The sequence below is a fragment of the Microcoleus sp. AS-A8 genome (assembly GCA_039962225.1).
In the GTDB taxonomy this organism is placed as follows: Bacteria; Cyanobacteriota; Cyanobacteriia; order Cyanobacteriales; family Coleofasciculaceae; genus Allocoleopsis.
Genome location: JAMPKV010000031.1, coordinates 49,105 through 72,496, shown reverse-complemented (window position 1 = coordinate 72,496; position 23,392 = coordinate 49,105). Strand labels below are relative to the sequence as shown.

At 49.8% G+C, this 23,392-nt stretch carries 14 protein-coding genes; 6 read left to right on the top strand and 8 right to left on the bottom strand.

Going from position 1 to position 23,392, the window contains the following annotated elements; all coding sequences use genetic code 11:
- Positions 1-312: 312 nt before the first annotated feature.
- On the bottom strand, positions 313-1,746 hold the full coding sequence (locus tag NDI48_28675; GenBank protein MEP0835139.1) for a serine/threonine-protein kinase: 1,434 nt from the start codon (positions 1,744-1,746) through the stop codon (positions 313-315).
- Between the two features lie 296 nt (positions 1,747-2,042).
- Here NDI48_28675 and NDI48_28670 point away from each other — a divergent pair, with 296 nt between their 5' ends.
- Positions 2,043-2,915, top strand: a complete 873-nt coding sequence (locus NDI48_28670; GenBank protein MEP0835138.1) for a shikimate dehydrogenase — start codon at positions 2,043-2,045, stop codon at positions 2,913-2,915.
- A 53-nt stretch (positions 2,916-2,968) separates the two neighbouring features.
- A complete protein-coding gene (locus tag NDI48_28665; protein ID MEP0835137.1) occupies positions 2,969-3,622 on the top strand; it encodes a restriction endonuclease subunit R in 654 nt (217 codons plus the stop codon).
- A gap of 160 nt (positions 3,623-3,782) precedes the next feature.
- Here the strand turns inward: NDI48_28665 and NDI48_28660 are convergent, their stop codons facing one another.
- Complete coding sequence (locus tag NDI48_28660) at positions 3,783-4,853, bottom strand: serine/threonine protein kinase (GenBank protein MEP0835136.1); 1,071 nt, start codon at positions 4,851-4,853, stop codon at positions 3,783-3,785.
- Between the two features lie 128 nt (positions 4,854-4,981).
- Here NDI48_28660 and NDI48_28655 point away from each other — a divergent pair, with 128 nt between their 5' ends.
- Both NDI48_28655 and NDI48_28650 read left to right on the top strand, forming a co-directional pair.
- Positions 4,982-5,584: a COP23 domain-containing protein gene (locus NDI48_28655; protein MEP0835135.1), complete on the top strand. Its 603-nt coding sequence runs from the start codon at positions 4,982-4,984 to the stop codon at positions 5,582-5,584.
- 37 nt (positions 5,585-5,621) lie between these two features.
- Entirely contained in the window at positions 5,622-6,968 is a 1,347-nt protein-coding gene (locus tag NDI48_28650; protein ID MEP0835134.1) for a tetratricopeptide repeat-containing serine protease family protein, read from the top strand.
- Between the two features lie 55 nt (positions 6,969-7,023).
- Here NDI48_28650 and NDI48_28645 read toward each other — a convergent pair whose 3' ends face one another.
- Both NDI48_28645 and NDI48_28640 read right to left on the bottom strand, forming a co-directional pair.
- Positions 7,024-7,863, bottom strand: coding sequence for a serine protease (locus NDI48_28645; GenBank protein ID MEP0835133.1), 840 nt, complete (start codon positions 7,861-7,863; stop codon positions 7,024-7,026).
- A 105-nt stretch (positions 7,864-7,968) separates the two neighbouring features.
- A complete protein-coding gene (locus tag NDI48_28640) occupies positions 7,969-9,318 on the bottom strand; it encodes a histidine phosphatase family protein (protein MEP0835132.1) in 1,350 nt (449 codons plus the stop codon).
- A gap of 227 nt (positions 9,319-9,545) precedes the next feature.
- On the opposite strand from NDI48_28640, the gene NDI48_28635 reads away from it, so the two are divergent.
- Positions 9,546-11,198 (top strand): CPBP family intramembrane metalloprotease, encoded by a 1,653-nt coding sequence (locus tag NDI48_28635; GenBank protein ID MEP0835131.1) that lies wholly within the window; start codon positions 9,546-9,548, stop codon positions 11,196-11,198.
- Positions 11,199-11,360: 162 nt separating this feature from the next.
- Here NDI48_28635 and NDI48_28630 read toward each other — a convergent pair whose 3' ends face one another.
- On the bottom strand, positions 11,361-11,687 hold the full coding sequence (locus tag NDI48_28630; protein MEP0835130.1) for a metal-sensitive transcriptional regulator: 327 nt from the start codon (positions 11,685-11,687) through the stop codon (positions 11,361-11,363).
- 465 nt (positions 11,688-12,152) lie between these two features.
- Between NDI48_28630 and NDI48_28625 the strand changes: the two genes are divergently transcribed.
- Positions 12,153-13,358 carry a trypsin-like peptidase domain-containing protein gene (locus NDI48_28625; protein ID MEP0835129.1) on the top strand — a complete coding sequence of 402 codons (1,206 nt, stop codon included), beginning with the start codon at positions 12,153-12,155 and terminating at the stop codon, positions 13,356-13,358.
- A 202-nt stretch (positions 13,359-13,560) separates the two neighbouring features.
- Here the strand turns inward: NDI48_28625 and NDI48_28620 are convergent, their stop codons facing one another.
- The 3 genes from NDI48_28620 to rpoB form a co-directional block, all read right to left on the bottom strand.
- On the bottom strand, positions 13,561-17,616 hold the full coding sequence (locus tag NDI48_28620; GenBank protein ID MEP0835128.1) for a DNA-directed RNA polymerase subunit beta': 4,056 nt from the start codon (positions 17,614-17,616) through the stop codon (positions 13,561-13,563).
- A gap of 105 nt (positions 17,617-17,721) precedes the next feature.
- Complete coding sequence (locus NDI48_28615) at positions 17,722-19,599, bottom strand: DNA-directed RNA polymerase subunit gamma (protein ID MEP0835127.1); 1,878 nt, start codon at positions 19,597-19,599, stop codon at positions 17,722-17,724.
- Between the two features lie 136 nt (positions 19,600-19,735).
- Positions 19,736-23,056, bottom strand: a complete 3,321-nt coding sequence (gene rpoB / locus NDI48_28610; protein ID MEP0835126.1) for a DNA-directed RNA polymerase subunit beta — start codon at positions 23,054-23,056, stop codon at positions 19,736-19,738.
- Positions 23,057-23,392 lie beyond the last annotated feature (336 nt).

Sequence of the window (23,392 nt, the reverse complement as noted above, 5' to 3'; positions counted from 1 at the left end):
CTGTTCCACCGCTTCCACACTCAGATGGGGCGCTGCCCTACTCACTCGGGTCATAAGGTTAACTTATTCCTGACTCTCCGCTCTAGATTCTACATTAGACTGCAACTTGGTATGAGGCGGCGAATCGGTACAGTCGTTTTGCCAGTTCCAGAACAGTTTTAAGCAGGAGGGATGATATGAATTAGTATTGCCTCGGTTCCCGGGGGTTGCTAACAACAACCGCCTCCAACCCCGATTCTTTCGTTCCATTTGGCTTGAAGGAAAAGATCTGCCAAGCCAGACACAGAGAGCTTTACCAATTTTCGGACAGGTCTAAAGAGAGCGACCCAAAGCCACAACCATGACGACAATGAAGACCAATACGATCATCAAAACAGACACGAGCAAAAATCCTGCGATCGCCCACAGCCTTTGATGCCGTTTAAACGCTTTCACACTCTTCCAACGGCGGCTTTTCCAAGCCCACTCATTGCCTTTGACACCTAAAATAATCGCCATCATCGGCCAAGTCATTCCCATCGTGAAGGGAAGGGTCATGAGCGAAAGATCGCTCCACGCTATCAGTCCAATCCAAACCTGATTCGGAATACACCATAAACCGGGAAAGAAAAAGGCACCCCAGTTCCAACCAGGAACTTCCTGTGGAACGGCAATAGAGGAGTCCAACAACTCTCCTTTTCCAGAACTATTGTTAGGAGTATGGTGAACTGAAGCGGAGTATGAAGGAGACGCCTTTGGCATAAAAGTGATTGTATTCATCATTCGCGTAACCACGGAGAGGTCTGATGTTGTAGCTAATAGGTATTCCAGAACCTGATCCGCCGAATGAAACCGATCAGAAGGATTGGGCGCAAGCATACGGTTGAGCATAAAACTTACGCGTGGACTCAAGGAGAGCTCTTGCTGCCAAATCCAGTGGAGTGTATCGGAGTCAATTAAGTCCTGGGGCTGTTTTCCCGTCATTAAAACCAGTGCCGTGACGGCTAAGGCATATAAGTCGCTATCAGGGGCGACGATTCCTGAGCGCATCTGTTCATCAGGCGAATAACCAACTTTACCCAAACGCGTCTTACTACTAAAGGGAACAGACGGGGATGAACTGGAAACAGTTTGACCCACTTCAACAGGAATTTCGACCACACCGCCCAAGTCAATTAAAATCGGCAACCCGTCTGAAGCACGGCAGATGATATTGTCTGGAGAAATATCACGATGAATAATACCTAACGAGTGCAGATAGCTTAAAACCACAAGGAGTTGCCACAACAGCTCAACAATTTCGGCTTCGCTGAAGCGTTGCCCTATTGCCATTCGCTCTTCTAATAAAGTGTGGTAGGTTTTACCTTCGATGTAGTCTTGGACTAAAAAGAGCCGTTTTCCCTCCCGAAAAAATTCCCAAAATCGGGGAATCTGGGGGGATGAGAGCTTGTACAAAATTGCTGCTTCCCGCTGAAACAATTCCTCCGCTTTTTGGAGGGCTTTAGTGCCTTGCAGGGTGGGCATCAGTTCTTTAAGTGTGACCCATTCGTTAAAGCGTCCCGTATCTTCGGCCAGGTAAGTTCGACCCATTCCTCCCTGACCGAGTGGATGCACAATCACATAGCGATCGCGCAACCGGGTTCCAGGGGTCAAATGACTGCCAACTGACTTCAGCTTCGGTTTCGGCATGGGGACACCACAGCCCGAACAAAACCGTGAACTCTTGGGATTAGCTTTCCCACAGCTCGTACAAGCAATTGCATTCATGAAGCCACTCTCAAGGGTTACCCGCTTATTGATTCCCGCACGACTACCAGCTTAGCCAGTCCCGTTCGTGACCGACTACTAAGCCATCTCTTCAAATTTCACACGATGAACTGAACCTACCGGAACAGAGCTTGAGTAAAGTATGGTATTTCCTTTAAGATTCAAGGCATTGTGCAGGGAGAAACGCTCACAGGCCAAATCTCTCTAAGTTCGATGCCAATCGTGGCAGAATTTACGGCTGGGCGAGAAACTCCGGTAGAAAAAGCGGGTTACGAACATTAATTGCAACGGATTCGATGCAACAAATTACAGGTAAAACTAAACTTTTGGGGGTGATTGGTGAGCCAATTGAGCATTCCCTTTCCCCTGTGATGCATAATGCCGCCATCACACACATGGGAGTAGATTATGTCTACCTCCCCTTCCCCATCAAAACAGCGGATTTGGGAGTTGCGATCGCAGGTTTTGCGGCTATTGGTGTGCAAGGATTTAGCGTTACCATTCCTCACAAGCAAGCCATTATCTCCCTGTTGTCAGACGTTTCTGCGATCGCTAAACTGACTGGAGCTGTCAACACCGTTTGGCGCACAGAACAGGGATGGAGTGGTACCAATACGGATGTAGAAGGCTTTGTTGCACCCTTACAAGCCTTGAATCGGGATTGGAGCCAAACCACCCCCGTCATTTTAGGACATGGCGGTGCGGCACGGGCTGTAGTCGTGGGTTGTACTCAACTCGGTTGTTCTGAGATTCACATTGTGGGGCGCAATGTGCAAAAGTTAAGCCAATTCCAACAAAGTTGGGCAAATGCCCCCCTACCCATAACGCTCAATGTCCATCGCTGGGAGGAACTCCCGGAGTTATTGCCTCAAGCGGATTTGGTGGTCAATAGCACGCCTGTAGGGATGTATCCGAACGTTGAGCAGTCTCCTCTCGATGCCGCAGCCATGCAGTTGTTACGTCCGGATGCGATCGCCTACGACTTAATTTACACCCCCAACCCCACGCAGTTTTTGCAGCAAGCCAAAGAACAGGGTGCAGTTGCGATCGATGGGTTGGAAATGCTGGTACAGCAAGGCGCTGCGGCTTTAAAAATTTGGGTAGAACAAACACCGCCTGTAGATATTATGCGGCATTCTTTGCAGCAACATTTGGGTTTATTCACCTAATAATTTGTGGGTAAATATCATTCAATAAACTGAAACTACAATAACCAATAACTATGGTTCAAACTCTCCAAGCTAAAGAAATCACGTTACGCGACTTGATTGTAAAATTCGGTATTCAGCTAGTTGAAGATGAACAATTTTTCTGGGAGTGGCAGGATAATTTACCAGAACTCACCCCGTTTGATTCACAACTTCTAGACAAAGTCAAGTCAGGTTTTGTAAATTTACTTAATTATCCACCCCTCTTAGAGGATGTCGTCAGAATGGCGGTGCTAGACCCCATTCTGTTTATCGGAGACTTTTATTTAGCGCCTTTTCACGTTAAATCAGAAGAGTCTGTTGATATTATCTCAGACGATGAGGGGGTTATTGTTAAAGGAAAAATTGATACTTTAGTTTTAAAAGACCAACTTTGGGTAATGGTCGTTGAGTCCAAAAAAGCAGCCTTTTCCATTGAGGAAGGACTCGCACAAATTCTTGCTTACATGCTTGGCAATCCCCATCCTGAAAAACCGAGTTTTGGTATGATTACCACGGGCGGGAGTTTCGTCTTTGTCAAATTAGTCAAAGGGGAAGTTCCCCAATATGCCTTGTCTAAGGTGTTTATTACTCGCAATCCTGGGAATGAATTGTATGAGGTGCTGAGAATTCTTAAGCGCTTGAGCCAATTGGTTAATAATTCGGGTGAAAATGTGTCTTCAGCCTGAACGACATCAATCGTTTTCACTCTAATTATCAATCGTACTTGGTAGTTTTACCGCTGAAAATTTTTAGGGGGAGAAGCGGTGGGAGTTGTTTGAGGGTTGGGTTTAGGGACGTGAAAAAAACTTAACACAGCAACCGCACCGACTACGATTCCTACGCTTATTAAAACACACCCGTTGGAGAAGGGCTGGGAGTTGTTTGAGGGTTGGGTTTGGTGAGTAGAGAAAAACCTAAGGCAAAAACAACGGCACTGATTAAAACTCCTAAACCAATTATTATCAACAAGTTAAGTTTATTAGAGTTTGGTTGTTGAGCTTTCTGGGGATTTTGGGGCGGAGTGACAACTGCCTTGGGTGATGGAGGTGCTACGGGCAGGGTAGGAGAAAAATTTGTTGGGACTGTTGGTGATAAGACTTGGGTACGTAGCGCTTGTAATGTGTCAGTGGCGGATTGGTAGCGCTGGCTGAAGTCATAGCGTACCATCTTATCTAAAACGTCGGCTAAGTTTGGGCTGACGGATGCGCGATTCTTCCAAATAATTTCTAGGGTGTTGGGGTCTATGGGCAGTTGGAGAGGTTCGACTCCTGTTAAGGCTTGGATAGCAACCATTCCCACTGCATAAATATCACTGCAAAATTTGGGACAGCCTTTTGATTGTTCGCTGGGCATATATCCAGGAGTGCCGATGGCAATGGTACTGACGCTTTGCCCTTGAGAATGCTTGAGCTGGGTACTGACTTGTTTTACTGCTCCAAAGTCAATCATCACAATCTTGCCATCGGAGGCGCGTCTCATTAAATTTGCGGGTTTGATATCCCGATGAATCACACGCTGCTGATGGACGTAGGAGAGAATGTCTAGAATATCTTGCAGAAGCTGTATGACTTGAGTTTCAGGTAACCGTTGACCCGATTGAATTGCGTGGCTGAGGTCATGCCCGTTAATATATTCTTGGACGAGGTAAAATTCTTGGTTTTCCTCAAAGTGAGCAAATAGTTGGGGAATCTGGTTATGAGTTCCTAATTTGTAGAGGACTTTAACTTCGGTATCGAACAAGCTTCGGGCAAGTTGTAGAGAAAACGGGTCAGTGGATTGGGGCTTGAGTTTCTTTAGAACTGTTAAAGGATGGTCGGGTAGATGTGTATCTTCCGCTAGATACGTCTCACCAAACCCACCACGACCTAATGACTGGACAATCTGGTATCTTCCACCAAGGGTATGCCCTATAATCATAACTAACACCCAAAGATAGATCTTTTGCTATATTTTGGCACGCTCAGGCAAAGATAGTTGAGTTTTCTAACCGATGAGGCAGGGGTTAGTAACTAAAGTTCAAATTATAAAAATTGTGGAGTGGGATTATGACTCCGAAAATAGATCGGTTAACGGCTCAGGTTTTAGCCGCCGCTTTGACTCTGTCTGGTACGGTAGCTTGTTCGACGCAGACAGTTTCTAACCCTGGTGGAGAGGCGGCTCAAGCGAAAACGACCAGTCCAGAAATGGTGACAACCTTTGAATGCGTGTCGAGAGATAGGGGGTGGGCGACAATTGCTCATAGAGGAAATATTGTTTCCAAATCTCCTTTGATTACCTGGAATTCGTTAGAGTTTGGCTCTGACTATACACCGGAGAAACGCTGCGAAATTGTATCCGGCAAACTAACACAGGCAGTGGCTCAAAATGGGGGTACATTGACAGGTTTGAATTTAACAACTGGCAATGTAGATGATGGTCAAACAGTTGTTTGTCTGGTCGCGTCAGGGCAAAGCCGTTGTGACCGGAACAACATGCTGTTTACCCTAAATAGGGAGAATGCCAAAAAGCCCACTCATGCGCTGAGCAAGATCACCAATTTTGCTCAGGGTAAAGCCACAAATAGCACAGTGGACGAAAGTCGTTTTCCCTCTCTAATTTCTTTGGAAATGTTAGTGGAGCGCTCGTTACCAAAGGATAACGGTTTCTAGACCACCTTTGCTTATATTTTTTTGTATTGGATTGGTTATGAGAGTTAGATTCTCTGCCAGTATGATGGGTGCTGCAATTGTGATCGTGCTATCTCAAGCGGCTTGCTCGTCTCTTAAGTTAGTGCCTTCTCAAAAGTCAGTGTATGAGATCGCGAAGGAAGTCACCGTTGTTATTGATGGCTGTAGTTCGGGTTCGGGGGTAATTTTTGCCAAGGAGGGGAATACTTATTCGGTGCTAACAGCGAGACACGTTGTTAGTGAGGATGTGGATTGTTTGGTGATTACCCCCGATGGAAAGGAGCATAAGGCAAAAGCGAACACCTTCAAACGCTATGGTGGTTTGGATTTGGCGGTGATGCAGTTTGAGAGCGATCGCAACTATCAACTAGGGACACTAGAGAAGTCTAAGAATTCAACCCTTGGTCAGACAGTATATGTTGCTGGGGCACCGGAACCCAGTGACACAGTTGATAAACGTGCGCTCTGGGTGACTGATGGAAAAATTATTAGTACGCCGACAGAGGGAGCGTTAGGCTACACCTTGGTCTATAACAGTGCTACCAAGGGGGGGATGAGTGGGGGGCCAGTACTGGATGAAAAAGGGCAGGTAATTGGCATTCATGGACGGGGCGATCAGGGGGATGGGAGTAAGGGGAATTATGGCATCCCTATTCAGAAGTTTTTGACGGCGAAAGTTAGTGAAAGTGAAGCGGATAACTATTTAAGCAAAGGCATTGCTCTGTACGACAAAGGGAATTACAAAGGGGCAATTCTTGCTTACAATCAGGCAATCCAGATTAATCCCAACTATGCCGCAGCCTACAACGACCGGGGTAATGCCCGCAATAACCTAGGGGACTATCAGAAGGCTCTTGCTGATTACAACCGCGCCATTGAGCTTAATCCCAACGATGCCGCAGCCTACAACAACCGGGGTAATGCCCGCAATAACCTAGGGGACTATCAGGAGGCTCTTGCTGATTACAACCGCGCCATTGAGCTTAATCCCAACTATGCCGCAGCCTACAACAACCGGGGTAATGCCCGCAATAACCTAGGGGACTATCAGAAGGCTCTTGCTGATTACAACCGCGCCATTGAGCTTAATCCCAACTATGCCGCAGCCTACAACAACCGGGGTAATGCCCGCTCTGACCTACTAGGGGACTATCAGAAGGCTCTTGCTGATTACAACCGCGCCATTGAGCTTAATCCCAACTATGCCACAGCCTACTACAACCGGGGTAATGTTCGCTCTAAGTTAGGGGAAAAAGGAGCTGCAATCTCCGATTTCGGGAAAGCTGCCGAGCTGTATCAGCAACAAGGGAAACAGAGCGATTATCAAGATGCCCTTGATCGAGTCAAAAAGTTAGTGGACAAATGACGAGATGCTGATCTCGTAGGTAAGGGCAGTTACATGATGTTTCTGTATTTGAGTTTTAACGAACCCAAGAAGACTCAAATTTATCAATCGGAATTGCCCAACTTAACGCTTCCATCCGCTGAAAAAGAATTTGTGAAGGTACAGTTCCATCGGTAAACGTGAAACCCTCAATTCCTGCTAAAGGATATTTTGCTCGTCCATTAATCCCTACCAACTTGCCATCCCGATTGAATACTGGCCCCCCACTCATCCCTACTGCTATATCATTGGTATAACCCAGTTGATATCCTTCAGCCAGCGATCGCTTTGGTAGCATTCCCACTCGTCCCCTTGTCAAACGAAAGGCTTTTAATCCCCAGTCACGAGTACTTTCTATGCTCTTGTGGTTCTTCCATTCCCAATTAGGAAATCCTGCTGCAAAAACAGGTTCTCCTATTACTAGCTTACTGGAGTTCCCCAAAACAGCTACTTGATAAAATCGAGGACTTTTAAACTGCACTACAGCTAAATCAAGTTCTCCAAACTGATGGGAATGTCGCCACCTGCCGCTATGCATTTGTCCATCGGCAGTCAAGAGGGTATAAGTGTTATCTAAGTCGTCAGCTACAACATGTCTATTCGTCAGAACTGTATAGATTTGCCCTTTACGGTTAATAATGACCCCAGAACCCAATCCAGAATCTGATAAAATTCTCACTGTGACCCGCTTCGCCATCCCTAACACCGACACATCTATCTCCTGAGAGATCGTTGCCAATGGGATCGTCGGATAATCTAATAGGATGTGATCGGTTAATTCCAACAACAGACTACTGAGCAGCAGTGCGATCGCATAGCGACTCACCATTAACTTCGTTACTCTTCGCCACTGCCGAATCGAGATTGAAAAAATCACATCTGTTTCACAATACTGCCCTAGATGCGTGGGCTTGACGTAGTTGAGTTAATGGGAGCGATCGCTGTTTAAGTAATGCGATCGCTATACTCCCACATCTATTCTCTACAACGCACCCGCTGCCGTCTGATCCAGCACACCTCCAGATAAGTGTGTGGTAATGTTCATCGCTTGCAATATCGGCGGTTTCTCTAAACCATGAGGATAGTCAATCACGGTAACAGCGCCATTGCCCTGTTTAATACTCCAGATTGAGGCTGGACTCAAACCCAATACATGACAGAGAATCACCTTATTGATGGCATCATGAGCCACAACTAGACCGGTTTTCAGTTCCGTGTCTGACACTCCAGCCGCTGCAATAATCGCCTCCCAACAGGCAATTGCCCTATCCCATACCTGCTGTAAATTTTCCCCTTCTGGCATTTGTACCGTTTCCGGGGCGATTTGCCATTGATGCAGCAAATCGGCGTACTCCTGCTTAATTTCGGACTCTAATTTTCCTTCCCACAATCCGTGATTAATTTCCTTGAGTTTCTCTTGCAACTCCAGCTTGATATTGGGGTGATTTTTTAAGATTAATTCAGCCGTTTCTTTGGGGCGAAGCATGGGGCTACTAATGGCAAAATCAATCGGGACATCCTTGAGAAACTCAGCCGCCTGTTGTGCTTGTTTTCGCCCATTTTCATTCAGCGGCACATCAATTCCCCCCTGAAAGCGTGCGACTCGATTCCACTCGGTTTCGCCGTGACGCACCAGCAACAACCGCAACCCTCGATTCCCTTCTCGTGGTGTAGGTAAGGCGTCTCCCATATGGGAGGTTTGATTGAGCGACTCTAATTGTACGAGTTCACCCCAACCCCCTACAAAATTCAGCACGTTGATGCCACAGTTCGATTGCTGGATTGAATGGTAAAGCGCCGGAGAAATACCAAGGGCACTAGTGAGCAAACACCGATTAATCCCGTTATGCGCCACAATTAAAATCGTTCCTCCTGGGTGGCGGGGGAGAATCTCTTGCCAAAACTGCTTGGCTTGTTCGTAAAGCGCGAGTACGGGAAAGTGTTCCTTCGTCCCCTCTGAGTTGGGAAGAGTCATGCAAAACTCGTGAGGGCGTTCTTTCCAGCAGCGATAGTCCTCTGAAAACTTGTCCTTCACCGCTTCCTTATGTAACTTCTCCCACAACGGCAAATCAATCTCTAGCAGGCTGGTCGGTGTCAATAATTCCGGAGAACCCTGCAAATACGGTAGGATAACCTCGGCGGTTTTCTTAGCCCGTTGTAGGGGAGAGCTATACACAGCATCAAATCTGAGGCTACTGAGGGCAGCACCGACTTGGTGGGCATCGGCAGTTCCTTTTTCGGTCAAGACTGACTCATCACAGCGCCCTTGAATCATCTTCAGGGCGTTATAGCTGCTTTGACCGTGACGCACGATAATGACGCGAGTAGCCAATCTGGGAATCCTCCATTAGCAAGTAGGTGAACAGTGCCCTGTTTGACGCAAAGGCTGCTAATTTAAGCATCTCCCAATTTCAGCCTAACTTGCAACCGAACACTGACCCTCAAACTGAACCCTTGGTTTGAGGAAGGAGAGGATAATTTCAGATAGCTTGAAAAAGCTAGCCTGTAACGGGCAAAAATTCTTAGCCTTGGACTTTATTACTGGCATTTGGGGGCTTCATGACCACTGAACAGTGGATTTTGCTGATTAAACGGTTAATTTTGGGGGTACTGACGCTTTTTGCGATCGCCAGTGTTACTCTTTCCTTATTGCAAAGCTTGAGTCAGCCTCAGATTCAAAGCCGCCTGGAACTTTACCAAACAAATTTGCTCCTCCATGCCAGCGAGTGGCAGGGTAACAGCAGCGAGGCGGGAACCCCCCAAGAGTCCGTACCGGATTTGAAAGCGGCTCGAAATGCTTTACTGGGCGATAAGCCTTTAAAAACGGCTCAAGAACAGTATCAAGAAACACGAAAATCAGCTCAGAAAACTCAGTCGAACCTTGCGGCACAACTGAAAGACTTTTCAGACAAAATCTCCCAATTTCAGGGAATTGAGGATGAACATGCCCCCACCCCTGAGGAAGTCAAAATACAGTCGCAACGCGCTAAGCAACAGCAGCAGTTGCAAGGGCTACTTTCTCAAGTCCAACAACTCATTGATGAGCTAGATTTGCGAATCGGCGTTCTTCAAGCTCACCAGGGCGACAGGAAAGCGGCACTCAATACCTGGAGTCAGTTTACCAAACCATCCGCTGAAGCCATCGCTTCGGTATCCGGCTCGAAGGATTCCATGGTACAGACAGCGCAGGTGTTAATCGGTTTATGGAGTGAGCAACCTCGCCTGCTCCCGAATGCTGAGTCACAAATTCAAAAAGATTTAGAGGGTTGGTTCCGCTATCGGGCATTAGCCAAGCTCTATCAATTGCAACAGCGTCAGGAGGCTCAGTTGTCCCTCCAGGCTAAAGAACAAGAGCTGGCGGAGCAAGCTATTTTCAAATTAGCGCTAATTGGGGGAATACCCGGATTCGGTGGACTATTAGGGGTGGGACTTTTCGTCTTTTTAATCGTGCAGCGACTGCTACAAGGCAAAGAATCACTCCTCGCTACCAACAGTGATGTCCCTTGGGAAACGCCGTGGAATTGGGAAATCATTTGGCAGGTGTTTATCCTGGGCTTTTTCTTCATCGGTCAATTGCTATTGCCTACATTGTTCCATTTGTTGGGCGTCAATCCCAGTAATTATGATGTGCGGATGAAGGCGTTCTATGTTCTGGCAAGCTACCTGCTGATGGCTTCAGGGGGTTTGTTGGTGCTGTACTTTTCCCTCAAGCCATTCTTCCCCCTGCCACAAGATTGGTTTTCTTTTAAGTGGCGACTAAGCTGGATTCCCTGGGGGTTGGGAGGTTATTTCGTGGCACTTCCTTTAGTGATTTTGATATCGTTTCTTAACCAGAAGCTATGGCAAGGACAGGGCGGTAGTAATCCCATTTTGTCCCTAGCCTTGGAGGGACAGGATAATGTGGCTCTATTCCTATTTTGTGTAACGGCTTGTGTGGCAGCCCCCATGTTTGAGGAAATATTCTTCCGAGGGTTTTTATTGCCGTCTTTAACTCGTTATCTGCCGGTTTGGGGGGCAATTATCGCCAGTGGTTTTCTGTTTGCTTTGGCTCACCTGAGTTTCTCAGAGGTGCTACCGCTAGCCACGCTGGGAATAGTCTTGGGAATTGTATATACGCGATCGCGCAATCTCCTCGCTTCTATGCTGCTTCATGGATTGTGGAATGCAGGCACTCTCCTGAGTCTTTTTGTTCTCGGCAGTGGAGCGAGTTGAGTTTGACTAACGTTGGAGGGTGAGTGCGATCGCTCACTACGAAACCCTCCACGCTCGACTTCGGGAGTAAGCTCACAAGACAACGAGTGAGCGTCCTGTTGATAGAATCTTGCTTTGGTAAGTTGCAACGAGGTCTAAGTCGTGCTGATTAGACCTCTTCGGCTACGGCAAAAACCGATCTAAAGCTGCTTTTAGCTCCTCAATTTCCGCCTCAATATTGCCCTCTTCAGCGGCACGAGCAATACACTCGGTTAAATGCTCATCCAGAATAATCCGCGCCACTCGATTCAGTGCTCCCCGAACCGCCGCAATTTGTACTAACACGTCTGGACAAGGGCGGCTTTCCTGTACCATCGTCTTAACCCCTCGGATGTGCCCCTCAATTCGAGACAGCCGATTGACGATGCGCCGCAGAGAGTCTTCATCATGAACATGGTGATGAGTCGATTGTCCCTCGCCATGACTATGCGCGGTGTGAGTGTAATTCACATCCTGAGTCAGGGAAGCTTCGTCTTTCCCAGACAGGGAAAAGGTTTCGTTAATCAATGGCTCAGCTCCAAATTATGGCGTGGGAACATTCGTGAGTTTCTTCTTATCCCGATCCTAGTGTAGAGCAGAGAATCTCAGATACCTCTTTTGATCGCACTTAAAGGAACTCTGTTGCTCTGAAACAATGGACTCAATAGCTAGAAACGAAGGGAGAGAGATTTCCGTCCTGGGGGGCGGCGACTTGGCGATGACGCCTGCTTTGAATCCAGAAAAAATCGAGCGGCTCATACTCGATCGTCTGATTTTATTCACATTTTTGTTTTTTTGTCAAGGTGGAAATTCTACACCAAAGGCAACCCAGTGAACGTTCCTGAACTGTCAAAATATCTGTAAAGCTGCTGATAGCAACGAATAGACCATTACTAAAATTTTCATGAAACAATCATCGAATCCAGAATAGATGCTATGCGACCGAACAACTTTTCTCTGCTATTAGGCAAAATTAGTACTTATTTACTCGCGATCGTTATAGGAGTTCTGCTGACGGTTGGCGTTTATCAGGTGTCGCCTTCGCAAGCAGAGCCAGCACCTATAACTGAAAGAGATACATCGACACTCCTTGCTCAACAGCCACCCATACCCGCCGCCCCTAGCACTTTTGTCACGGCAGCAGTCGATCGGGTCGGGCCTGCGGTAGTGCGAATTGACACTGAGCGCACCATTACACGTCGCGTCGATCCGTTTTTTGATGACCCCGCCTTTCGGCGCTTTTTCGGCGAGGATGCCTTCCCTCAGATGCCGATGGAAAGACGCCTGCGGGGTCAAGGTTCAGGATTTATTATTGATGGCAATGGGGTGATTCTCACCAATGCCCATGTTGTCGATCGCGCAGACAAGGTGACTGTCATCCTCAAAGATGGACGAACCTTTCAGGGAAAGGTGCAGGGTGCAGATGAGGTAACGGACTTAGCTGTCGTCAAGATTGAAGGTAGGGACTTGCCCGTTGCCACCTTAGGAAATTCTGATGGGGTTAAAGTGGGTGACTGGGCGATCGCTGTCGGGAACCCTTTAGGGCTAGATAATACCGTCACCCTAGGAATTGTTAGCACCCTCCAACGATCTAGCGCTCAAGTGGGTATTCCTGACAAGCGACTAGACTTTATTCAAACCGATGCCGCAATTAATCCCGGTAACTCAGGGGGGCCGTTGTTGAACGATGCGGGAGAAGTGATTGGGATTAATACTGCCATTCGCCCCGATGCCATGGGAATTGGTTTTGCGATTCCTGTGAATACAGCCAAAGCGATATCAGCCAAGCTGGCGCAGGGAAAAACCATTCAGCATCCCTATCTGGGCATTCGCATGGCAACATTGACACCTGAGCTAGCGGCTGAGAATAATAGCGACCCCAACTCCGCCTTCACGATACCAGAAGTAAACGGAGTCTTAGTGGTGCAAGTGTTACCCAACACACCGGCTGCCACTAGCGGTATTCGTCGTGGAGATGTTGTAATCGCCATTAATGGACAATCCGTAACCAGTGCGGATCAGTTGCAACGGATGGTTGAGAATAGCAATGTCGGTCAGACACTACAACTAAAGATACGACGCGGTAGCCAGACTGATACCCTATCCGTTCGTACAGGGGAGTTGCCAGCCGCTACAAGTTAGCGAACCGCCGTCAGTAGACGGGAGTTTGACGTAAGCTCAACAGGCTGATTCTCTAGCGAGTCATCTGAAGCTGGCGGGGTTGTCACCCCATCGGGTGGGTGCTGCTGACTAACGTGTCAATCAAAGAAGGGCGACCCAGTGGGTCGCCCTTGCTTATACTCATTAAGATGTGAATCTGAACTCAGGAATAGTCCCGATTAGACTAGTCCTCATCATCATCAGCGTCATCATCCAGGTAATCTTCCTCGAAATCGCCGTCCTCATCGTCATCATCCTTGAGAACTGAGGGGAAGCCGTTGGCTCCCATCCCAAAACCGGGTGTCCGCTCATCCAAGCTGTAATTGCGAGCTGTTCGGTCATCGAGCACCACATCGAGAGGGTCATCTTGGTCTAAGTCAGCATCGATGCGTTCTCCATAACCATAGACTCCTGCTCCACCCGCCGAGTAATCCGGTTCTATTGGACTTAGAGTTGAGTCTTCATAAGCGTTATATCCGGTGCCTGCTGGAATCAGGCGTCCAATAATCACGTTCTCCTTCAGACCCCGCAGCCAGTCAGATTTTCCTTCAATGGCGGCTTCCGTGAGAACACGAGTGGTTTCCTGGAAGCTAGCCGCCGAGATGAAGCTATCGGTATTGAGCGAGGCTTTGGTAATCCCCAAGAGCACAGGTGTATATTGTGCAGGTGCGCCACCGGTGATTGCCATCGCTTCATTCACCGTCTCAATTTGCCGCAACTCCACGAGTTCCCCAGGCAGCATGGTCGTATCACCGCCGTCGTCCACCCGAACTTTGGAGGTCATCTGGCGGACAATCACCTCGATGTGCTTGTCGGAAATATCAATCCCTTGAGATTGATACACGGACTGCACCTCATTCACCAAGAACCGCTGTGCCGCAGACAGTCCAACGAGCGCGGCCTCATAGACTCCTTTGTCTTCCAATGTGTAATTGAAGAAAACCTCTAGAATCTCATGGGGATTTGCGGGGCCATCCGTGAGCGCTCCCGCCACAGGGACTTGTTGACCATCTGTCACCAGCGAATTCTGACCCGGACCGACTGGGTAATCGGTAACGGTTCCATCGGAATCAATCACCTTGATATCGACGGTTTCATCTTGCTCGTAAACGACTTGAGCCTCACCGGGGCGTCGCGCTAAAACGCAAGCTTCCTTGGGTTTGCGCGCCTCCAAGAGTTCCTCAATTCTGGGCAAACCCTGAATAATGTCACCCGTTTTGGCCCGCTCAAACACCAGTAACACCAGGTTGTCACCCCGTTGCACCAAGTCGCCATTATCAATCTGCAACACCGCACCCGCCGAAACACGGTAGGGACGAGCAATTCGCAGAGTCACCGAGTCACTGCTGACTTTGACCACCTGACCGGATTCTGGAGTTGGTGTTTCGCTGGATAGGGAATCTGTGGAAACGACTAAATGCCCGACCTTAACCTTGGGTGTGCCAGTGATCGGCACTGTGATCCGATCCGCATTCCGTACTACTAGCACGCGACGAATCGCTTCAGCGCCCTCTCGAATCCCTCGGACTTCACCCGCTTCCTTACACTGAATTTCGGTGCGAGCCACTACAGCTCCGGGGGCAATTTCGTCTCCATCGGAAACCAGAAGCCGTGTCGTCGTGCTTCCGCCCAAGGGATCAGCCGCTGTATCACGGCGAATCACCAGGGATTCAAGAATTACCAACTGTAATCGCATATCCGTCCCGGCAGACGGCGTACTATCACTATCGTCGGCGCTATTATCCTCATCCGTACTGACCAACTCAATGTCAGCACTGAGCTGGGCGGCCCCCGCATGTTCATCTGCCGATTCCTGGAGCATCTCCAAGACTAGCTGAGTGCGGAGTAACTCCAGTCCTTCTACGGACTTCACCCGTTCTCCATCTTTATAAGGCAGCCGCTGGATCGCCCGCAGTTCAATCTTGGTCGCTCCACGAGGGGCTTTTCCAGACTGGATGATATCCTCATTCTTATTAATCGAAGCCTGAGATGGCACAGGCGGTTCATCGGGTACTGGAAACTCGACCACAGGGCGCAACAGGATGGCGGCTCCCTCTGGAGTTTCCACCGCTTCGCCATAACGCAGCTCGGCGGCGACAAGCCCCGGTATCGCTTCGGTGCCGGGATACACAAGCTGACCCTCAGTGATAAAAGCCTCTGGAACTTCATCAACCAGATGCAGTTCCCCTGGCTTAATCACGATTTCCCGCAGAATGTCGTTTTTCTGAACGACTTCCACAATACCCCCGGATTGGCAGAAGATATCCTTCACCACTTCGGTTCCGGCTTCTACATATTGACCGTCTTCCACCAAGAGTAACGAGATATCTTTGTTGACCTCGTGGCATTCTTCGGGAATCCAGAGCAAGGTGCCGCCTTTGACAACTTCGTAACCCTGCTTGGCCTTACCGCGCTTAGAAACTTCGACGCCGGCATATTTAACGATGCCACCCGTCTGGGTGCGATATCGGTCATCAATGAGTTCCGCCACCACCTGGTTGTGGAACACTTTCGTACCGGGAGTAGCCTTCAATAAAAACCGCTGATTATTGGTGGTGTAAATCACATACTGGTCACGACCTGCCGTACTTTCTATCCGTACCATGGCTTGGTCTAACAGTACTGAAGCCGTGATGATGTCAATTTCTCGCTTACCTGGGGTGAGTCGAACGACACCCCCGTTGGCGGTGACTAACTTGGTTTCGGCGAGGACACTTCCTTGGTGGACAGCATCACCGTTTTTAACAACGGGTTCTGCACCTGGCGGTAGGTTATAAACTTCTCCCGATAAAACCCAGAGTAAACCTCCGCGCTGAGCAATCCGGGTGGTATTGCCCTGACGGTCAGTTTTTTCCTCTGGAATCAAGTCAGCAAACAAGACTTCCCCAGCGAGGTCGCTAGCCACGTCTTTCGCCGCTTTTTCTGTGGAAAGGCGAGATTTACCCAAGGCAACTTCTGCCAAGAGTTGATTTTTTGTTACTTTTTCCCCATTGCCTACCATCAGCAAGGAACCAACGGTAACAGGAAAAGTCTGGGACTTTTGAGTTCCATCGGCTGGCTCTAAAATCAGATCCGCCGCCACTTCTACTTGTTCGCGGTCTTCCCCGTGGCGAGTCCGTACCCCTCTGGTTCGTAGTTTTTTCGCGAAGCGTACCACCCCATCAAATGGGGCTTGTACCTGCCGTGCGGCTTCACCCGTGAACACACCACCGGTGTGGAACGTCCGCATGGTTAGCTGGGTTCCAGGTTCTCCGATCGATTGGGCCGCAATAATGCCGACTGCTTCTCCCAAATCCACCATGTGCCCGTGGGCTAAACTCCAACCGTAGCAATGCTGGCAGACCGATCGGGAGGCTTCGCAAGTCAGGGGCGATCGCACGAACACTTCTTTGACACCGGAACGGGCAATTTCTTTGGACAACTCATCTGAGATATCCTGGTTGCGTTCGGCAACGACTTCGCCGGTGGTTGGGTGAATCACATCTTCTCCCAGGACACGACCAAACAGACGGTCTTCCAGAGGAATCAAAGTGCGATCGCCATCGGTCATCGGTATGACTGTCACGCCTCGCGTCGTCCCGCAATCCACTTCTCGCACGATCACATCTTGGGCCACGTCCACCAGACGCCGGGTGAGATAGCCAGAGTCAGCGGTTCTGAGCGCCGTATCCACCAAGCCTTTCCGTGCGCCATAGGATGAGATAATGTATTCGGTAACCGTTAAGCCCTCCCGGAAGTTCGTCTTAATCGGTAAGTCAATAATCTCTCCTTGAGGGTTGGCCATCAGACCCCGCATCCCCACCAACTGACGCACCTGAGCCATGCTCCCCCGCGCCCCAGAGGTAGACATCATGTACACCGAATTCAGGGGGTCTGTGGTTTTGAAGTTGCGGACTACTTCATCTCTTAAGGCTTCAGAGGTGTTATTCCAGGTGTCAATTACCTTTTGAAACCGTTCAACTTCCGTAATTTCGCCCCGTGTGTACCGAGCCTCAGTCTCCCGAATTTGGGATTCCGCTTCCTCCAGCATCTGGCGCTTAATCGGCGGGACTTGCAAATCATCGACACTGATCGAGATACCCGCCTGAGTGGCATAGCGGAAGCCCAGGTCTTTAAGCTGGTCAGCCATCTGGGCGCTACGGGCACTGCCGTGTTCTGTAAAAGCCCAGGATATCAGCTTTTTCAGCTCGCTTTTACTAACAACTCGGTTATAAAAAATCGCTTCGTTCTGGTCTACCATCTGCTTTATCCTTCGTCCTCAGTCTTTAGTGATTAGTCCCAAAAGGGGTTGAAAGTGGGTCGGCAGGAAAGTTAACCGATTCAACCTTCAACCTTCAACTTTTGACTAGCTAATCAGCGCCTCTTGAATGGCTTTGTTGTAAATAATCCGACCTGGAGTAGTACGCACATACTGGGAAATGATTTCCCCATCAGCGGTTTCCCGCACCCGGCGCTCTCTGTAGTGTTTGGTTACGCTGCCATCGGATAATTGTTCCGTCTTGATCACTTCATTGTCAGGTACGGCTGATTCGACGATGCCGTCGAAGCGTAACCAGACATAGGCATGTAAGTCTATTTGCCTTTGTTCGTAGGCTTTAATCGCATCATCTAGATTGGCAAAATATTTATTAGCGCCTTTTTGAGCGTCTAGATTTTCAGCCGTCAGGTAATAGCATCCCAAAACCATATCCTGGCTAGGCGCAACAATCGGGCGACCGGTTGCGGGTGAAAGGATATTATGGGAGGCCAACATTAACAGACGTGCTTCTGCCTGCGATTCTAAAGATAGGGGAACGTGAACCGCCATCTGGTCACCATCAAAGTCAGCGTTAAAAGCCGGACAGACTAAGGGGTGAAGTTGGATGGCGCGACCTTCAACCAAAATGGGTTCAAACGCCTGAATCCCCAAGCGGTGCAACGTGGGTGCGCGGTTGAGGAGGACGGGGTGCCCCGCAATCACTTCCTCTAAGACATCCCACACGCTGGGATCGCCCCGTTGAATCAGCTTTTTCGCCGCCTTGATGTTATTCACCAGACCTTGACGGATCAAACGGTGAATCACGAAGGGTTGAAACAGTTCGATCGCCATTTCGCGGGGCAAACCGCACTGGTGAATTTTCAGTTTGGGTCCGACCACGATCACGGAACGACCGGAGTAGTCAACCCGCTTACCCAAGAGGTTTTGCCGGAAGCGACCTTGCTTACCCTCGATGATGTCGGAGAGGGATTTGAGGGGGCGATTGTTCGCTCCCACCACAGTACGACCGCGACGTCCGTTGTCGATTAAGGCGTCCACCGCTTCTTGGAGCATCCGCTTTTCGTTGCGGACAATAATTTCCGGTGCCAGGATTTCCTGGAGACGTGCCAGTCGGTTGTTGCGGTTGATGACTCGCCGATAGAGGTCATTCAGGTCTGAGGTAGCAAAGCGACCGCCGTCTAGCTGTACCATCGGGCGCAGGTCTGGAGGAATGACCGGAATGACCGTCAGTACCATCCACTCCGGCAGAGAACCCGTGGCGATGAAGTTGTCAATCACCCGTAAACGTTTGATCAGTTTGGCGCGTTTTTGCCCCTTAGCCGTGGTAATTTCTTCGCGGAGCTTTTCACCCTCAGCATCTAAATCAACGTCCTGCAAAAGCCGCTGGAGTGCCTCCGCACCAATTCCCACCTCAACACCGGTGAGTTGAGAATCTTCGCTATAAAGCTGCTCTTCAATTTCCAGCCATTGATCTTCCGTAAGCAGCTGCTTGTAAGTGAGATTCTCGGCATTGCCGGGACTCAAGACAACATAGGCGTTGAAGTAGACAATCTGTTCCACATCACGCAGGGGCATATCCAGCAGAATGCTCAGGTAGCTGGGAATCCCCTTGAGATACCAGACGTGAGCGACGGGTGCGGCTAGTTTGATATAACCCATCCGGTGACGACGCACCCGTGACTCGGTGACTTCTACACCGCAGCGTTCGCAGACAATGCCCCGGTGGCGTACCCGCTTGTACTTGCCGCAATGGCATTCCCAGTCCTTAGCTGGCCCAAAGATTCGTTCGCAGAACAGCCCATCCATTTCGGGTTTGAGCGTGCGATAGTTAATCGTTTCGGGTTTAGTGACTTCACCGACCACCTGGCCGTTGGGGAGGGTTCTTTCTCCCCATTGCCGAATCCGCTCTGGAGAAGCGATCGCAATTTTGACGTAGTCAAACCGCTGTTCTAGCTGATGTCTCATTCGATTAAGGATTGAAGGTTCAAGGTTTAAAGGTTGATGGTTGGAAGAGGGGAGTTGAAGGTTGGAACAGGAGGCTGAAGGTCTAAGGTCATTCACTTTCAACCTTCAACCTTCAACCTGCTAACTTTCAACCTTGTTAGACTTCGTCTTCTTCAAGTTCCTCGCGGTTCAGAGATTCATACGTGGGTCGGCTGGGGGTTCGGCGGCGATCCACATCTGCCATCAAATCGACTTCCACATCCCGACTGGTTCCATCCTCTGCGGTTTCGACTTTGTGAACCGCTATATCTAACCCCAAGGATTGGAGTTCCCGCATCAACACCTTGAAGGATTCAGGCGTACCGGGTCGGGGAATCGCCTTACCCTTGACAATCGCATTGAGTGCCTCATTCCGCCCCTGCATATCGTCGGACTTCACTGTCAGCAACTCTTGCAGGGTATAAGCCGCACCGAAGGCTTCCAGTGCCCACACTTCCATTTCTCCGAAGCGCTGACCGCCCTGCTGTGCTTTCCCGCCCAACGGCTGCTGCGTGACCAGAGAGTAAGGGCCTGTCGAACGCGCGTGAATTTTGTCGTCCACCAAGTGAACCAGCTTCAACATATAAGCCTTACCTACCGTGATCGGTCGGTCAAACGCTTCGCCAGTGCGACCATCATAGACCTTGATTTTTCCGGGGTGTTCCGGGTTAAACACCCAGTCCTGATCTTCCTCCTCACTCGCTTGCTTCAGCTTGCCGTGGACTGTCGTTCGGGAGGATTCTTCCCCATACATTTCATCAAACGGGGTCAGCTTAAACCGGAGGCCCAAGTTCTCCCCAGCCCATCCCAGTAAACATTCAAACACCTGACCGACGTTCATCCGTGACGGCACACCCAGAGGATTGAGCACAATATCAAGAGGCGTCCCATCCGGGAGGTAGGGCATATCTTCCATCGGCAAAATCCGGGAAATAATCCCCTTGTTGCCGTGACGTCCCGCCATCTTGTCCCCAACCTGGATTTTCCGCTTCTGGGCAACATAAACCCGAACCACCATGTTCGCCCCAGGAGGGAGTTCATCGCCCTGCTCACGCGTAAACACCCGGACATCAACCACGCGACCTTTTTCGCCGTTGGGTACTCGCAGGGAGTTGTCTCGGACATCTCTGGCTTTTTCACCGAAGATGGCTCGCAGCAGTTTCTCTTCCGGCGGCTGGTCAGATTCCCCTTTTGGCGTTACCTTACCCACCAGAATGTCACCGGCTTCCACCCAGGCCCCAATCCGAATAATCCCGGTTTCGTCTAACTGACGTAGGGCATCTTCCCCAACGTTGGGAATTTCGCGCGTGATTTCTTCGGGTCCCAGCTTCGTCTGCCGCGCCTCAATCTCATACTTCTCGATGTGAATACTGGTATAGACATCATCCATCACCAGCCGTTCACTAATCAGAATCGCGTCCTCGTAGTTGTAGCCTTCCCAAGGCATATAAGCCACCAGGATATTCTGTCCTAGTGCCAGCTCACCACCCTCGGTTGCCGAGCCATCGGCAATCACTTGACCGGCAACAACATCATCGTTTTCAAACACCAAAGGGCGCTGATTCAAACAAGTATCTTGGTTTGAACGCTGATACTTTTGAAGCTCATAGGCCGTCTCCCGACCGGTCTTATCCTTGACCCGAATGTGACGAGCATCTACATGGGTGACTTCCCCATCGGTTCGTGACACAATCACCATCCCCGAATCCCGTGCCGCTTGCGCTTCCAAACCGGTTCCCACTAAGGGGCGCTCCGGTCGTAATAGGGGTACCGCTTGCCGCTGCATGTTCGATCCCATCAGCGCCCGGTTGGCGTCATCGTGTTCCAAGAAGGGAATCAGGGAGGTAGCAACCGAGATAATCTGCACGGGCGACACCGCCACATAGTCCACCTGATCCGGCGTGGTTGTCGTAAAGTCTTGCCGATAGCGCACGGGTACCGACTCACCCAAGATCTTCCCGTCTTCATCCATGGGAATATCCCCTGGTGCTACCCGCAGGTCATCCTCTTCATCCGCTGTCATGTACAGGGGAGGACGGTCTTTGAGGACTCGGCCATTTTCTACTGGGTAAAACGGCGTCTCGATAAATCCGTAGGCATTCACCCGCGCATGGGTGGCCAACGAGCCGATTAGACCGGCATTGGGACCTTCCGGTGTCTCAATCGGGCAAATCCTCCCGTAGTGCGAAGGATGGATATCCCGCACGGCAAAGCCAGCTCGTTCTCGCGTTAAGCCACCTGGGCCGAGGGCAGATAGCCTCCGTTTGTGGGTTAGCTCTGCCAACGGGTTGGTTTGATCCATAAACTGGGATAGCTGCGACGAGCCAAAAAATTCTTTAATGGCTGCAACCAGCGGTTTCGGGTTGACTAAGCTAGCGGGTGTGAGGGTATCCGCATCGCTGACTGTCATCCGTTCCCGGATGATTCGCTCCAAGCGGTTAAGACCGACTCGCACCTGATTTTGCAGCAGTTCACCGACTGAGCGCACACGGCGATTGCCCAAGTGGTCGATATCGTCGGTGCTACCCACATCAAATTCCAGATTAATCAGGTAATCAATCGCTGCCACAATATCCTGCGACGTGAGGACTCGCATCGTATCCGGAACGTTCAGGCGCAGCTTCTTATTGATTTTGTAACGACCCACCCGACCTAAGTCATAGCGTTTCGGGTCAAAAAAGCGCGAGTCCAGTAACTGCTGACCACCGCTGACCGTCGGTGGTTCCCCTGGACGCAGCTTGCGGTATAGCTCCATCAGCGCTTCTTCTTCCGTTGGGTTACCCTCTTTATCCAGGGTTTTCTGATAGTAGTCTGGATGGCGCATTGCATCCATAATCTCACTATCAGAAAGTCCCAACGCCTTCAGCAGTACCTGTGCCGACAACTTGCGGGTTTTGTCAATCCGTACCCACACCAAATCATTTTTGTCGGTTTCAAATTTCAGCCATGCCCCCCGGTTCGGAATCAGCGAAGCACTGTAAGTCCGGCGTCCGTTTTTGTCCGTTTCAGACTTGTAGTATACGCCAGGGCTACGAACGATTTGGTTCACAATCACTCGTTCCGCCCCGTTGATAATGAAGGTACCCCGGTCGGTCATCAAGGGCAGATCCCCGATGAATACCTCTTGTTCCTTAATTTCACCTGTTTCCTTGTTGATCAGGCGGGTGGGAACATACATTTGCACGGCATAGGTGCTGTCTCGCCGCTTCGCTTCATCAACGTCGTACTTGGGTCGTTTGAGCTTGTAGTCTTTACCCAAAAAGTGGAGTTCCAGCTTACCGGTGTAATCGGTAATGGGTGAGAAGCTGTTGAGTTCTTCAATCAGCCCTTCTTCCAGGAACCAGCGAAAGCTGGAACGCTGAATCTCCACTAAGTCGGGCAACATATAGTTGGCTAGAGTGTATGTTTGAGTGGAGGGGGTGTAAATTTGATTAGTCATGCGTCTCCTCTTACGGGGTGAGTCAGCTTCGGAATAGGAGTCCGAGCCAAAGGTACCACGCCGCTGCAACAGCACCGATTGTATCCCTGATTGATAGGTGATACTAATCCACAGAGTGATTTCTGCTAGATAACTGGCGATGATCGCTAATTATCTAGCAACTCTTGCTGTTCAGTTGTTAACTCGTGGCAGCAACAAAATGATCTTGGGAAATGGCTAGTGGATCTAACTATGAGCGTTGCTCGGTTTAAAATTTAGGGCTTTCCCTAGAGACCCGATGAACCGTGTCTCTACGATGTGGCTTTTGACCTTCAGGGGTATCTGCTGTGGATGAGT

Excerpts from the sequence above, each read along its gene's own strand:
- NDI48_28675 (MEP0835139.1), bottom strand. The coding sequence starts at position 1,746 with ATGAATGCAATTGCTTGTACGAGCTGTGGGAAAGCTAATCCCAAGAGT.
- NDI48_28670 (MEP0835138.1), top strand. The coding sequence starts at position 2,043 with ATGCAACAAATTACAGGTAAAACTAAACTTTTGGGGGTGATTGGTGAG.
- NDI48_28665 (MEP0835137.1), top strand. The coding sequence starts at position 2,969 with ATGGTTCAAACTCTCCAAGCTAAAGAAATCACGTTACGCGACTTGATT.
- NDI48_28660 (MEP0835136.1), bottom strand. The coding sequence starts at position 4,853 with ATGATTATAGGGCATACCCTTGGTGGAAGATACCAGATTGTCCAGTCA.
- NDI48_28655 (MEP0835135.1), top strand. The coding sequence starts at position 4,982 with ATGACTCCGAAAATAGATCGGTTAACGGCTCAGGTTTTAGCCGCCGCT.
- NDI48_28650 (MEP0835134.1), top strand. The coding sequence starts at position 5,622 with ATGAGAGTTAGATTCTCTGCCAGTATGATGGGTGCTGCAATTGTGATC.
- NDI48_28635 (MEP0835131.1), top strand. The coding sequence starts at position 9,546 with ATGACCACTGAACAGTGGATTTTGCTGATTAAACGGTTAATTTTGGGG.
- NDI48_28625 (MEP0835129.1), top strand. The coding sequence starts at position 12,153 with ATGCGACCGAACAACTTTTCTCTGCTATTAGGCAAAATTAGTACTTAT.
- NDI48_28620 (MEP0835128.1), bottom strand. The coding sequence starts at position 17,616 with ATGGTAGACCAGAACGAAGCGATTTTTTATAACCGAGTTGTTAGTAAA.
- NDI48_28615 (MEP0835127.1), bottom strand. The coding sequence starts at position 19,599 with ATGAGACATCAGCTAGAACAGCGGTTTGACTACGTCAAAATTGCGATC.
- rpoB (MEP0835126.1), bottom strand. The coding sequence starts at position 23,056 with ATGACTAATCAAATTTACACCCCCTCCACTCAAACATACACTCTAGCC.